Raw genomic sequence first — 13,034 nt, 5'->3', positions numbered from 1 at the left:
GCCCTGAGAGGGGCCTGAGAGCCGGAGGCCCCCCGAGTGCGGGCTCCTCAGGACTCCCGTGGCAGAATGACCAAGCGGTCTTGACGCCTCCGGGCCTCGCCGCGCCCTAGACCCGCAATATCGAGAGGTGTTCGTGTCCTCGAACCATCGTTCGGTCCCGCCCGCCGTGCTCACGCACCCGTCCATCGTCGCGCTGATCGAGTGTGGCGCGCCTGCGGGCAGCGTGACTGCAGAGCAGGTGCGCCAGGCCTTCGGCGCTGCTGACGTCGCGCCGGCCCACCTGAAGTCCCTCATGGCACATCTCGCAGGTCTGGGGATCGCCGTCGAGCTCGGCGCCCCCGCCGACCAGCGGGCTGTCGCCGCCGCTGCGCGGAAGACGGCGGCCACCACGGCCACCACCGCGAAGAAGGCCGCTGCCCCGGCGAAGGCTGCTGCCGCCGCCCCCGCCAAGAAGGCCGCGGCTGCGCCTGCCAAGAAGGCTGCTGCCGCGAAGCCGGCCGCCGGTGACGTCGCCGTCGTCGCGGTCGGCCCTGACGGCAAGAAGATCCTCCCCGACATCGCCGACGAGGTGTTCGAGAAGGACGTTGCCGCCGACCCGACCATCAAGGCCGACGAGGAAGAGGCCACCGCCACCTCATCGTTCGTGGTCTCGGCCGCCGACGACACCGATGAGCCTGCCCAGCAGGTCATGGTGGCCGGCGCGACCGCCGACCCGGTCAAGGACTACCTCAAGCAGATCGGCAAGGTCCCGCTCCTCAACGCCGAGATGGAGGTCTCGCTCGCGAAGCGCATCGAGGCCGGTCTGTTCTCGGACGAGAAGCTCGCCCGCGGCGGCAAGCTGTCCGCGAAGGTCTCCGAGGAGCTCGAGTGGATCGCGGAGGACGGTCGCCGCGCCAAGAACCACCTCCTCGAGGCCAACCTGCGACTCGTCGTCTCCCTGGCCAAGCGCTACACCGGCCGCGGCATGCTCTTCCTGGACCTGATCCAGGAGGGCAACCTCGGTCTGATCCGCGCGGTCGAGAAGTTCGACTACACCAAGGGCTACAAGTTCTCGACGTACGCCACCTGGTGGATCCGTCAGGCCATCACCCGCGCCATGGCCGACCAGGCCCGCACCATCCGTATCCCGGTGCACATGGTCGAGGTCATCAACAAGCTCGCCCGGGTCCAGCGGCAGATGCTGCAGGACCTCGGTCGCGAGCCCACTCCGGAAGAGCTCGCCAAGGAGCTCGACATGACCCCGGAGAAGGTCGTCGAGGTGCAGAAGTACGGCCGCGAGCCGATCTCCCTGCACACCCCGCTCGGCGAGGACGGTGACTCCGAGTTCGGTGACCTGATCGAGGACTCCGAGGCCATCGTCCCGGCCGACGCGGTCAGCTTCACGCTCCTGCAGGAGCAGCTCCACGCCGTGCTCGACACGCTCTCCGAGCGTGAGGCCGGCGTGGTGTCGATGCGCTTCGGCCTGACCGACGGCCAGCCGAAGACGCTCGACGAGATCGGCAAGGTCTACGGCGTGACCCGCGAGCGGATCCGTCAGATCGAGTCGAAGACGATGTCGAAGCTGCGCCACCCGAGCCGGTCCCAGGTCCTGCGCGACTACCTGGACTGATCTCCGCTTCGAGGAGCCCCGCCACGAACCTGGTTCGCGGCGGGGCTCCTGCGTTGCCACGGGTCGGGCCGGGATCAGTCCCCGGCCGGCACGATCATCGGCGTCCCCGCGACCGGATCCGGGATCACCAGGCAGGCCAGCCCGAAGGCCCGCTCGACCAGCTCGGCGGTGACGACCTCGGACGGAGGGCCTTCGGCGAGGATCTGGCCGCCGCCCATCACGATGAGGTGGTCGCTGTAGCGGCAGGCGAGGTTGAGGTCGTGCAGGACCGCGACGATGGTGCGGTCGGTGGCCCGGTTCAGGTCGCGCAGCAGCCGGAGCAGCTCGACCTGGTGCGCGATGTCGAGGAAGGTCGTCGGTTCGTCCAGCAGCAGGAGGTCGGTCTCCTGGGCCAGGGCCATCGCGATCCAGACCCGTTGACGCTGTCCGCCGGACAGGGCGTGCAGCGGCCGGTCGACCAGGTTGACCGTGTCGGTCGCCTCGAGTGCCCTGGCGACAGCGGCCTCGTCGCCGTCGTTCCAGGACCGGAACCAGCCCTGGTGGGGGTGTCGACCGCGCGACACGAGGTCGGCGACGGTGATGCCGTCGGGGGCGACGGGGGTCTGGGGGAGCAGCCCGAGGATGCGGGCGACCTCACGCGTGCCGCGGTCCAGGATCGGCGTACCGTCCAGCAGCACCTCGCCGGACGACGGACGCAGCAGTCGCGCGAGCCCGCGCAGCAAGGTCGACTTGCCGCAGGCGTTGGCGCCGACGATGGCGGTGACCTTCCCGTCGAGGATGTCGACGTCGAGGCTGTCGACGACCGTGCGGTCGTCGTACCCCAGGCTCAGGCTGCGCGCCGTCAGGCGCGTGGTCGCGGTGACGGTCATCCGCCCATCCCTCTCCGGTTGGTCGTGGCGATGAGCCACAGCAGGTACGGCGCGCCGACGGCGCCGGTGACGACGCCGGTCGGCATTGCGACGGGCAGGACCTCGGCGGCGATGTAGTCCGAGACCAGGCACAGTACAGCTCCCATTGCGGCGGCGGCGAGGATGCCCCCGCGCGCGGTGCCGAGCAGGCGGTCCGCGACCGGCCCGGCGACCAGCGCGACGAAGGCGATCGGGCCGGCGACGGCCGTGGCTCCGGCGGTGAGGACCACGCCGACGGCCAGCAGCCCGAGCCGGGTCAGCTCCACCCGGTTGCCCAGGACGCGGGCCGTGTCGTCGCCGAGCTCGACGTTGCGCAGCGCGCGCTGGAGGGTCGGGACCAGCGGACTGATGGCGAGCAGGGTGATCAGGAGCAGGTCGGTCTCGTGCTCTCCGGCCTGTCCGATCGAGCCGGTCAGCCAGTGCAGCGCCTGGCGCGCCTCGTTGAGCGAGGTACGGGTCAGCAGGTAGCCGATGACGCCCGTCGCGAACGCCGAGACGCCGATGCCGATCAGGATGAACCGGTAGCCGCTCACGCCGTCGCGCCAGGCCAGCAGGTACATCAGCACCGCGGTCACCGCCGCCCCGATCAACGCCATCACCGGCAGGCTGGCGCCGGAGAACGCGGGGATGGCCAGGGCGGACACCGCGGCGACGCTCGCACCGGAGGAGATGCCGACGAAGTCCGGTGAGGCGAGCGGATTGCGCAGGAGCTGCTGGAAGATCGTCCCGGCCGCGCCGAGGGCCAGCCCGACCGCGATCGCGGCCTTGACCTGCGGGAAGGACACCTCCTGGACGATGAAGTCCACGGCGCCGTTCTCGCGGGTGCCGAGCAGCGAGGCGAGGACCTGGTCCACGCTGAGCCGGACCGATCCGAAGCACAGGGTGAGGACGGACAGCACGACCACGAGCGCCAGCAGCACGAGGGGTACGACGACCGCGCGACGGCGCTGGCGGCGGCGGACCTGTCGGACGGCGACCGCCGTGGGTGGGGCCGGCGAGGTCGGGCGGGCGCTCACAGCTCGGTCAGCTTGCTGAAGCGGACGAGCAGGATGAAGAACGGCGCGCCGATGATGCCGAGCACCACCCCGACCTGGAGCTCGCCGGACCCGTCGAGCAGGCGACCCAGGACGTCGGACCCGAGCAGCATCAGCGGGCCGAGGACGACCGTGTAGGGGAGGATCCAGCGGTAGTCGGGGCCGCAGATGAAGCGGGCGACGTGGGGGACGACCAGGCCCACGAAGACGATCGGTCCGCACGCGGCGCAGGCGGCGCCGCAGAGCACGGCGACGACGGCGAGCAGCCCGACGCGTGCCTTCCCGATCGACAGGCCCAGCCCGCGGGCTGCGTCCTCGCCGAGGGCGAGCGCGTTGAGCGGCCGTCCACACAGGAGTCCGCCGAGGATCCCGACGGCGAGGAAGGGCGCGATGCCCTCCACGATCGGTGCGTAGCGTCCCGCCAGCGAGCCGACCTGCCAGAAGCGCAGCTGGTTGATGGCGTCGATGTCGCCGAGCAGGAGCCCGGTGGAGATCGCCAGCAGGCCCGCGGTGACGCAGGCGCCGGCGAGGGCCATCTTGACCGGGGTCGCGCCGTCGCGGCCGAGTGAGCCCACGGCGTACACGAGGACGGTGGCGACGACGGCGCCGGCGAACCCGAACCAGATCAGCAGACCGATGCCGGACAGGCCGAGGAGGGTGATCGCAGCGACCACACCGAGGGTGGCGCCGGCGTTGATGCCCATGATCCCGGGGTCCGCGAGAGGGTTGCGGGTCAGCCCCTGCAGGATCGCTCCCGACAACCCGAGGGCGGCCCCGACGAGGAGGCCGAGCAGGGTCCGGGGGACCCGCACCTGCACGGCGACGGTGTCGTCGGTGGCGCCGCTGTTGAAGTGCACGAAGGCGTCGGCCACGTCGCGCAGACCGATGTCGCGCGCGCCGAGGGCGACGCTGGCGAAGGTCAGCGCGATCAGGAGGAGGCCGAGCGCGATGAGCCCCGCCACCAGCCGCGTCGTGGGACGGGCTCGTGGCGGGGCGACCGGCGCCGCGGGAGCGGCGGTCACGTCGTCCTCAGTCGCCGATGGTGTCGTCGAGGTCGCTCAGGTCGGCGGTGAGCTTCCCGAGGGCCGTGGCGTAGTGGCCGTAGGTGTGCAGCCAGAACGCGGGCCACTCGACGACCTGCCCGGCCTTGGCGGCACGGATGCTGTTCCAGGTCGGCTGCGACTTCGCGGTCTTCAGGGCCTCGTCGAAGGTCCGGCTGTCGAGGAGCAGCACGTCGGGCTGGTACTTGTCGGCGTTCTCCCAGCTGAGGTTCTCCCAGTAGGGGAAGCCGGCGTCGGGGGCGTCGGGCTCGACGACGTCCAGGCCCCACTTCTCGAAGTCCAGGAGCTCGGGGGCGTACTCCGGGTTGGCGGCGTACAACAGGTCGGTGGCCGGCGAGACGGCGAGCGCGGTCAGGTCCTTGCCCTCGACGACCTCGGAGAACTCCTCGCGCGCCTTCTCGAAGGCGGCCTTGTCCTCGGCGCCCTGCGAGTTCTCGACGTCGGCGCCCAGGCTGCGGGCGAGCTCCTCGTAGCCCTCGGCGAGGTTGAGGATCGACCCACCCTGGGTGGCGCCGACGACCGGCGCCAGGTCGGCGATCTTCTTGCTCTCGGCCTTCACGCCCTCCTCCATGCCGGAGTGCGCCTTCTCGGCGGGCCACCAGTCGGCCACGATCAGGTCCGGGCTGAGCGTGGAGGCCAGCTTGACGTCGATGACGCCCCACTCCTCGCCGAGGATCTCGATGCCGGTGAGGTCCAGTCCCTGGAGGTTGGGGTCGGTCGCGACCGACTCGTCACCGTAGATGCCGACGGGCTTGATGCCGTACGACATCAGCGCGGCGGCCTCGGCCGAGTGGGCGATGATCCGGGTCGGGGCGTCGTCGAGCTCGACGACCTCACCCGATCCGTCGGTGAAGCTCCACGGGCCCTCGGGGGCTGCGGCGCCGGAGGCCGGGTCGTCCCCGCCGTCCTTGACGTCGGAGCTGCACGCGGCGAGGGCGAGGGCGAGGCTGGTGGCGGCGACGAGCGCCAGACGGTTCCGCATGAGCGGAGGCTAACCTAACCAAGGAGAACCTTGGTCATTGTCCGGAAAACGGACCAGGGCCCCGGACGACGTCCGGGGCCCTGGTGCCGTGCAGCGGTGATCAGTCGTCGGCCGGAGCCGGCTTGGTGGTCAGCTTGTGGGTCTCGTCCTGGACGTTCGCCGCGAAGGCCTTGAGTGCGTCACCGTGCTCGCGCGCGTGGTGGGCACAGAAGAGAAGCTCGCCACCGGTGGTGAGCTCGACGCGGAGGTAGGCCTGGGCACCACAACGGTCGCAGCGGTCCTCCGCGGTGAGCGGGGCGCTGGGAGCAAGAGCTGTTGTCATCTCGGGCCTCTCTTCACTGGTGATCAACACCCTCATCGGGTGACATCGGGTTCAACGTAGCGACTGGTTCAAAGATTCCCGATCGGGTGTGGCGCATTCCACGTTCCCGTTCTGTTCATCCCATCACCTGGTCACTGTTCTTGTTCCGATTTTCCACAACCTGAAACACCCTTGTGATCATCCGATCGATCAGGAGTTCCTGGTCCCACCGGCGGCGCTGCCGATGTCGCTCATCGTCCTCCCGGTGGCATCCGTGTGCCTGCACCGGTCTCCGGCGTGTCGCCGGTAGATTCTGAGTCTGCAGTTCATCCATCGAAGGAGCCGGTCATCGCCGACAACACCTACAACGCAGCCCACCTCCTGGTCCTCGAGGGCCTGGAAGCCGTGCGGAAGCGTCCAGGGATGTACATCGGCTCGACCGACACCCGGGGGCTGATGCACTGCCTCTGGGAGATCATCGACAACGGCGTCGACGAGGCGCTCGCGGGTTCCGCGCACCGCGTCGACATCACGCTGAACGCCGACGGCTCCGTCGAGGTGTACGACGACGGGCGCGGCATCCCGACCGACAAGGAGCCCAAGAGCGGGCTCAGCGGTGTCGAGCTGGTCGCCACCAAGCTGCACGCCGGCGGAAAGTTCGGCGGCTCGTCGTACGCCGCCACCGGTGGCCTGCACGGCGTCGGCCTGTCCGTGGTCAACGCCTTGTCGAGCCGGATGGACATCGACGTCGACCGCTCGCCCGCGACCCAGGGCATGAGCTTCCAGCGAGGCGCGCCCGGCACCTTCGACGGCGAGGGCCCCGACGCCGCCTTCACCCCCATGGGTGGGCTGACCCGCAAGGGCGGCCGGGTGGCCAAGGGCAGGTCCGGCACCCGCGTCCGGTTCTGGCCCGACCGCCAGATCTTCACCAAGGACGCCGGCTTCGTCCTCGAGGGACTCATCGGCCGCGCCCGGCAGACCTCCTTCATCGTCCCCGGACTCGAGCTCGTCATCCGCGACCAGCGCTCGGCCGACGCCACCGAGTGGACCGAGGAGAAGTTCCGTCACGACGGCGGCATCGCGGAGTTCTGCGAGTTCCTCGCGCACGACGAGCCGGTCACCGAGGTCCTGCGCCTCCAGGGCAGCGACACCTTCACCGAGACGGTGCCGCTGCTCGACGACAAGGGCCACATGACCCCGCAGGACGTCGAGCGTGAGCTCGTCGTCGACGTCGCGGCGCGCTGGGGCACGGGCTACGACACCGAGCTGCGCTCGTTCGTCAACGTCATCGCCACGCCCAAGGGCGGCACCCACGTCTCCGGCTTCGAGACGGCGCTGACCAAGACCTTCAACGAGGCGATGCGCGCTGCGAAGGCGCTGAAGGTCAACGACGACGACGTGGTCAAGGACGACATCCTCGAGGGGATGACCGCGGTCGTGACCGTGCGCCTCGCCGAGCCGCAGTTCGAGGGCCAGACCAAGGAGATCCTCGGTACGCCGGCCGCCCGCACCGTCGTACGCAAGGTGGTGGCCCAGCAGCTCAAGGAGTTCCTGACCTCCACCAAGCGTGCCGAGAAGGCGCAGGCCAAGCTCCTCATGGAGAAGGTCGTCGGCGCCTCGAAGACCCGGATCGCGGCCCGTCAGCACAAGGAGACCCAACGCCGGAAGAACGCGCTCGAGTCGTCCTCGCTGCCGGCCAAGCTCGCCGACTGCCGCGCCTCCGACAACGAGCGCAGCGAGCTGTTCATCGTCGAGGGTGACTCCGCGCTCGGCACCGCCAAGCTCGCCCGCAACGCGGAGTTCCAGGCGCTGCTGCCGATCCGAGGCAAGATCCTGAACGTCCAGAAGGCCTCGGTCGGCGACATGCTCAAGAACACCGAGTGCGCATCGATCATCCAGGTCGTCGGTGCCGGCTCCGGTCGCACCTTCGACCTCGACGCCCGCCGCTACGGCCGGATCATCTTCATGGCCGACGCGGACTCCGACGGCGCCCACATCCGCACGCTGCTGGCGACGCTCTTCTTCAAGTACATGCCCGACCTGGTCAGGGACGGCCGCGTCTACACCGCCGTGCCGCCGCTGCACCGCATCGAGATCTCCAACCCGAGGAAGGGCCAGGAGAAGTACGTCTACACGTACTCCGACGACGAGCTGCAGCGCAAGCTCGCCGAGCTCAAGAAGAAGAACGTGCGCTGGAAGGACCCGGTCCAGCGCTACAAGGGTCTCGGCGAGATGGATGCCGACCAGCTGGCCGAGACCACGATGGACCCCCGTCGTCGTACCCTGCGCCGCTTGACGGTCGACGAGCTCGAGGGGGCCGCCGCGGTGTTCGAGCTGCTCATGGGCAGCGACGTCGCGCCGCGCAAGGAGTTCATCATCCAGGGTGCCTACGAGGTCGACCTGGAGACGCTGGACGCGTGAGCGACGACGCAACGTGCGTCGAGAGCTCCGTGTGTGAGGCCGGTCAGCTGATCGCGCGACAGCGCTCGACGAGCGTCGTGAGGGCGGTGTCGTCGGCGGCCTCGGGAATGCCCAGGACGATGCCGTCGCAGAGGCCGGAGTACCACTGCTCGAGGACGTCGGGGAGGGTGTCGAAGGTGCCCTGCGGGACGAGCCGGTCGATCACGTCGTCGGTGAGATGGCCCTCGAGGCCTGACCAGTCCACTGCGGCCGCCATGCCCGACAACGTCGCGGCGAGGTCGCCGAGCCCGAACAGGTCGAGCTGGGGGCGGTAGGCGGGGGTGCTGTAGAGGAAGGCCAGCTCGGCGCGGCGGGAGTCGCGGACGGCCTGGAGCTCTGCCGTGGTGGCCGCCATGATCGGCTGCGGTCCGGCGACGAGCCGGGGGCCCACGGCTCGCCCCGTGGCGGTGCGACCGGCGTCGATGGCCGGCTGGATGACCGACCTGATCATCGCGGGGTGGGAGTTGGTCGGATGGCAGACGAAGCCGTCGGACAGGCGCCCGGCGAGCTCGCACATCCCACGGTTGACGCCGCCGGACCAGAGGGTCGGTGCGGGCGTGTCGAGCGGGCCCGGGTTGAAGTACGGCTGGAGCCGGGTGAACCGGTAGTGCGGCCCGTCGTGGTCGAGCTCGGCTCCGGTCTGGAAGCTGCGGAAGATCGCCCGGACGGCGCTGATGTAGTCGCCGAGTCGGGCGACGGGCTCGGACCACTCGGCGGAGTACCTGCCGACGATGTTGCCGCGTACCTGCGACGCGAGGCCGAGCTCGAACCTCCCGTCGGAGAACCTCGCCAGGTCCCAGGCCGAGTACGCCGTCAGCATGGGGCTCCGGGCGAAGGCGACCACCATGCTCGTCCGCACGGTCAGCGTCGAGGTGCTCGCCAGCGCGAGCGCGGCGACCGTGAACGGGTCGTGGATCGTCTCGGGGACGTGCAGGACGTCGAAGCCGAGGGCCTCGACGCGCTGTGCCCAGCCCGCCACCTCACCGAGCGGCGAGCTCGCCGGCCACGACGCGATGATCTCCACGCAGTTCCTCGTCTCCTCGACCCGGATTGTCGCGCATCCGGGGCGGCGCCGTGCCGCGTTGCCGTTCAGCTCGTCCGATCAGCCAGCACGACGAGCCGCTGGGTCGCCCGCGTCATCGCGACGTACCGGTCGACGGCGCCCTCGATGCCGTCCCCGAAGGCCTCCGGGTCGATCAGCACGACCAGGTCGAACTCGAGGCCCTTGGCCAGCTCGGGCGTCAGGGACTGCACCCTCGGGAACGCCGTCGTGGTGGGGGAGCCGATCACGCAGGCGGTGCCTTCGGGGTGCTCGGCGAGCCAGGTGGTCAGAATGCTCCCGAGGTCGTCGATCGTGCCGTGCGTGACCGGGACGCCGCTGGTGCGGATGGAGGTCGGGACGTTGGCGTCGGGGATCGCGGCCCGGATGACCGGCTCCGCCTCGGCCATGATCTCGGCCGGGGTCCGGTAGTTCACGCTGAGTGCAGCGATCCGGACGTGGTCGAGCCCGGCACGTGCCAGGCGGTCCTCCCACGACTCGGTGAACCCGTGACGGGCCTGGGCCCGGTCGCCGACGATCGTGAAGCTCCGTGAGGGACAGCGGACCAGCAGCATCTGCCACTCCGCGTCGGTGAGCTCCTGCGCCTCGTCCACCACGACGTGGGCGAACGGCCCGGCGAGGCCGTCGGTTCCGGTGACGAGCCCGTCGTCGGGGGAGACGTCGGCCAGGGCGCCCTGCAGGTCATGCACCCGCAGCATCGACATCAGCTTCATCTCCGAGTCGTCGTTGGCGACCAGGTGGTCCACCACGGCGTCCATCTGCTCCTTCTCGGCGGCGCGGGCCGCCTCCTGGCGACGCGTGCGCGCGGTGACCTCGGCGTCGCCGAGACGCAGCCGGGCTGCGTCCAGCAGGGGGAGGTCCGCGGTGGTCCAGGGCGAACCTTCGGATCGGCGCAGGACCCGTACCTCGTCCTCGGTCAGCCACGGTGCGCAGGCGCGGAGGTACGCGGGCACGGCCCACAGGTCGCCCACCAGGTCGCTCGCCCGGAGCATCGGCCAGGCGCGTCCCATCGCCTCGACGAGCGCCGGGCTGCGCCGCAGCGCGGCCCGGACGGCCTTCGCGTCGACACCTGAATCGGCACCTGAGTCGGCACCTGAGTCGGCACCTGAGTCGGCACCTGGGTCGGCACCTGGGTCGGCATCGGTGATCTTGTCGACCAGGATCGTGAGCAGCTCGTCCCACACCTGCTCGCGTGCCTCGTTGTGGGGCACACCCGGCTCGGGGGCGGCGAAGGCCTCGGCCCAGTCGGCGCTGCTGACCCACACGTCCGCCCAGGGCGTCTCGACCTCCATCCCTGCTGAGGGTGGCTCCTCGAAGACCTGCACGGCCTTCTCGACGGCCCGGACGAGCGCGGCCGTGGCCTTCAGGCGCGCCACCTCGGGATCCGTCTCGGCAACGGCAGCCTCGCTCTCCGGGACCAGGTCGGCCAGCGTGCAGGTCAGCACGCCCTCCTCGCCCAGGCTCGGCAGCACGTCCGCCACGTAGGCCAGGTAGGGCCGGTGGGGACCGACGAACAGCACGCCTCCGCGTCGATGGCCCAGGCGCGGGTCGGCGTACAGGAGGTAGGCGGAACGGTGCAGCGCCACCACGGTCTTGCCGGTGCCGGGCCCCCCGTCGACGACGAGCGTGCCCCGCGACTCGGCCCGGATGATCGCGTCCTGGTCGGCCTGGATGGTGCCGAGCACGTCACGCATCTGTGCGGAACGGTGGCTCCCGAGACTGGCGATGAAGGCGGACTGGTCGTCCAGCGCCGCGTGTCCCTCCAGGCCGTCGGCGGTGAAGACCTCGTCCCAGTAGTCGGTGATGGTGTCGAGGGTCCAGCGGTAGCGGCGGCGGCTGGCCAGGCCCATCGGGTGCGCATGGGTCGCAGCGAAGAACGGCTCGGCAGCGGGGGAGCGCCAGTCGACGAGCAGTCTCCGGCCCTCGCTGTCGACGAGGCCGAGGCGGCCGACGTACAAGGGCTCCGGGTCCTCGGTGGCCACGACCCGACCCAGGCAGAGGTCGCGGCCGAAGCGGCGCAACGTACGCAGCCGGGAGGTCAGTCGGTGCACCTCCTGGTCGCGCTCGAGGGCGGCGGTGCCGTGCCCGCCGGGGGTACGCCGCGCCTCGTCGAGGCGGGCGGTCAGGTCGGCGACGGCGTGGTCGACGGCGGCCGTGATGGCGGCGAAGTGGTCCTCGTCGGGACCGATCAGGGAGGGGGCGGACTTGGCGGAGAGGTGTGGTGGCAGGGCGAAGGCAGGGGCGGTCCGAGGGGTCACGACCGGTGATTCTCCGATGCCACCAGGGCCTTGCCGCAAGCCCCGTGGTGCGCTATATCTTGGGAGTGGAAGGGGACAGTTCTCCCCTTCCTTTCGTCATTTCCGCACCTCCCCGGGACGGTCGCGCTCGCCGTGCGCACCCCGAGTCGACAGGGGGAGTGGTGAGGAGTGATGCTGGGGACGTGGTGAGCGAGAGCCGGGCAGCGGTCGTGAAGGTGCTCAAGGCGCGTGGCGCCAAGGCACGCAAGGGCCACCTCCGGATCCCGGTCGGTGACCTGTTCTGGTACGTCGACCCGCGGGTCCAAGGCGTCGGGCGAGCGGCCACGTTGCGCCTGGAGGTCGGCTGCTGGCTCCCCGACCTGCCACCCGAGCCCGACGGCGGCGCGGTGGACTGCCCCCTGCTGATGGACGTCGACCTCGGTGAGGATCCGGCTGCTGCGACGGAGGCGTTGGTGGACCTGGTCTCCGGCTTCGGCGACCTGGGTGCGCTGCGGGAGCGGCTCGACGAGCTGCCCGGTGCGCTGGTGGATCGGTCGCTGCGACAGCTACTGGGGTAGTTCCGGTCTGAGGTCTCGAGCCTCGGCGTACCTCGACCGGCGGGGCTCAGCCAGCGGAGACCTTGGTACGCCGTCGGCCCGAACGGGCACGTCGGACGGCCTGGTCCCAGAGCAGGCGGCCGGGCGTGAGCAGCTGACCGGTCGCGGCCAGGTCGCTCGCGAGCAGCGCAGTGGCCGATGCCTTGGTCCGCGCGGACGCCTTCGAGAGGTGCCCGGCGTCGTACGGCGGCTGGGGGTCGTACTCGATGACGAGCTGGATCGACTCCGCCCGTGCGGGTCCGGCGATCTCGCCGGCCAGCCAGAGCGCCATGTCGAGGCCGGCCGACACTCCGGCCGCGGTGACGACCTTGCCCTCGTGGACGATCCGCTCGTCACCCACCGGGCGTGCGCCGAAGGTCCTCAGGAGCGGCACGCAGGACCAGTGCGACGTGGCGCGGAGACCGTCGAGGATCCCGGCGGCGCCGAGCAGCACCGAACCGGAACAGACCGAGGTGGTCCAGGTCGAGGTCCGGTGCGCCTGGCGCAGCCAGGCCAGCACCTTCTCGTCGCGTGCGTGCTCCGCGGACGTCATGCCGCCGGGGACGAGCACCACGTCGGGTGCCGGGGTCTCCTCGAAGGTGTGGGTCGCGGCGACGACCAGGACGCCGGAGTCGGCATGGACGGGGCCGGGCTCGTGCCAGAGGAAACGGATCTCGGCGTCGGGCAGCATCCGCAGCACCTCGTAGGGGCCGATGAAGTCGAGCGAGGTGAAGCCGGGGTAGAGCACGATCGCGATCTGCACGGTGGTTCTCCTGGCGGGTCGAG

At 70.6% G+C, this 13,034-nt stretch carries 11 protein-coding genes; 3 read left to right on the top strand and 8 right to left on the bottom strand.

The genetic code is table 11. The features are described 5' to 3' along the window. Nucleotides 1–127 precede the first annotated feature (127 nt). Nucleotides 128–1,609, top strand: a complete 1,482-nt coding sequence (locus tag ASE01_RS22290) for an RNA polymerase sigma factor (RefSeq protein WP_056757944.1) — start codon at nt 128–130, stop codon at nt 1,607–1,609. Between the two features lie 74 nt (nt 1,610–1,683). On the opposite strand, the gene ASE01_RS22285 is transcribed toward ASE01_RS22290, so the two are convergent. The 5 genes from ASE01_RS22285 to ASE01_RS22265 form a co-directional block, all read right to left on the bottom strand. Further along, entirely contained in the window at nt 1,684–2,478 is a 795-nt protein-coding gene (locus ASE01_RS22285) for an ABC transporter ATP-binding protein (protein ID WP_056757941.1), read from the bottom strand. Next, nucleotides 2,475–3,533: a FecCD family ABC transporter permease gene (locus ASE01_RS22280; RefSeq protein ID WP_056757938.1), complete on the bottom strand. Its 1,059-nt coding sequence runs from the start codon at nt 3,531–3,533 to the stop codon at nt 2,475–2,477. The genes ASE01_RS22285 and ASE01_RS22280 overlap by 4 nt, the downstream gene beginning before the upstream one ends. Beyond that, on the bottom strand, nt 3,530–4,573 hold the full coding sequence (locus ASE01_RS22275) for a FecCD family ABC transporter permease (protein ID WP_082606314.1): 1,044 nt from the start codon (nt 4,571–4,573) through the stop codon (nt 3,530–3,532). The genes ASE01_RS22280 and ASE01_RS22275 overlap by 4 nt, the downstream gene beginning before the upstream one ends. A 7-nt stretch (nt 4,574–4,580) precedes the next feature. Next, a complete protein-coding gene (locus ASE01_RS22270) occupies nt 4,581–5,594 on the bottom strand; it encodes an ABC transporter substrate-binding protein (protein ID WP_056757935.1) in 1,014 nt (337 codons plus the stop codon). A 100-nt stretch (nt 5,595–5,694) separates the two neighbouring features. Continuing rightward, entirely contained in the window at nt 5,695–5,916 is a 222-nt protein-coding gene (locus ASE01_RS22265; RefSeq protein WP_056757932.1) for a hypothetical protein, read from the bottom strand. A gap of 402 nt (nt 5,917–6,318) precedes the next feature. Between ASE01_RS22265 and ASE01_RS22260 the strand changes: the two genes are divergently transcribed. Then, complete coding sequence (locus ASE01_RS22260) at nt 6,319–8,316, top strand: DNA gyrase/topoisomerase IV subunit B (RefSeq protein ID WP_157537723.1); 1,998 nt, start codon at nt 6,319–6,321, stop codon at nt 8,314–8,316. A gap of 43 nt (nt 8,317–8,359) precedes the next feature. Here ASE01_RS22260 and ASE01_RS22255 read toward each other — a convergent pair whose 3' ends face one another. Together ASE01_RS22255 and helR are read right to left on the bottom strand one after the other, a co-directional pair. Beyond that, nucleotides 8,360–9,379 (bottom strand): LLM class flavin-dependent oxidoreductase, encoded by a 1,020-nt coding sequence (locus ASE01_RS22255; RefSeq protein WP_056757930.1) that lies wholly within the window; start codon nt 9,377–9,379, stop codon nt 8,360–8,362. A gap of 65 nt (nt 9,380–9,444) precedes the next feature. After that, entirely contained in the window at nt 9,445–11,673 is a 2,229-nt protein-coding gene (gene helR, locus ASE01_RS22250; RefSeq protein ID WP_056757925.1) for an RNA polymerase recycling motor ATPase HelR, read from the bottom strand. A gap of 182 nt (nt 11,674–11,855) precedes the next feature. On the opposite strand from helR, the gene ASE01_RS22245 reads away from it, so the two are divergent. Further along, the gene (locus ASE01_RS22245) at nt 11,856–12,230 is read left to right on the top strand and encodes a hypothetical protein (RefSeq protein ID WP_056757923.1); all 375 of its coding nucleotides are present in this window, start codon (nt 11,856–11,858) and stop codon (nt 12,228–12,230) included. Nucleotides 12,231–12,276: 46 nt separating this feature from the next. Here the strand turns inward: ASE01_RS22245 and ASE01_RS22240 are convergent, their stop codons facing one another. Next, nucleotides 12,277–13,011, bottom strand: coding sequence for a DJ-1/PfpI family protein (locus ASE01_RS22240; protein ID WP_056757919.1), 735 nt, complete (start codon nt 13,009–13,011; stop codon nt 12,277–12,279). Nucleotides 13,012–13,034 lie beyond the last annotated feature (23 nt).

The organism is Nocardioides sp. Root190 (assembly GCF_001428565.1).
Lineage (GTDB): Bacteria > Actinomycetota > Actinomycetes > Propionibacteriales > Nocardioidaceae > Nocardioides.
The sequence above is the reverse complement of the archived record's forward strand: the minus strand, read 5'-3'. Positions and strand labels throughout refer to the sequence as shown.

Coding starts and splice junctions, on each gene's coding strand:
- ASE01_RS22285 (WP_056757941.1), bottom strand. CDS start 2,478: ATGACCGTCACCGCGACCACGCGCCTGACGGCGCGCAGCCTGAGCCTG.
- ASE01_RS22270 (WP_056757935.1), bottom strand. CDS start 5,594: ATGCGGAACCGTCTGGCGCTCGTCGCCGCCACCAGCCTCGCCCTCGCC.
- ASE01_RS22265 (WP_056757932.1), bottom strand. CDS start 5,916: ATGACAACAGCTCTTGCTCCCAGCGCCCCGCTCACCGCGGAGGACCGC.
- ASE01_RS22260 (WP_157537723.1), top strand. CDS start 6,319: ATGTACATCGGCTCGACCGACACCCGGGGGCTGATGCACTGCCTCTGG.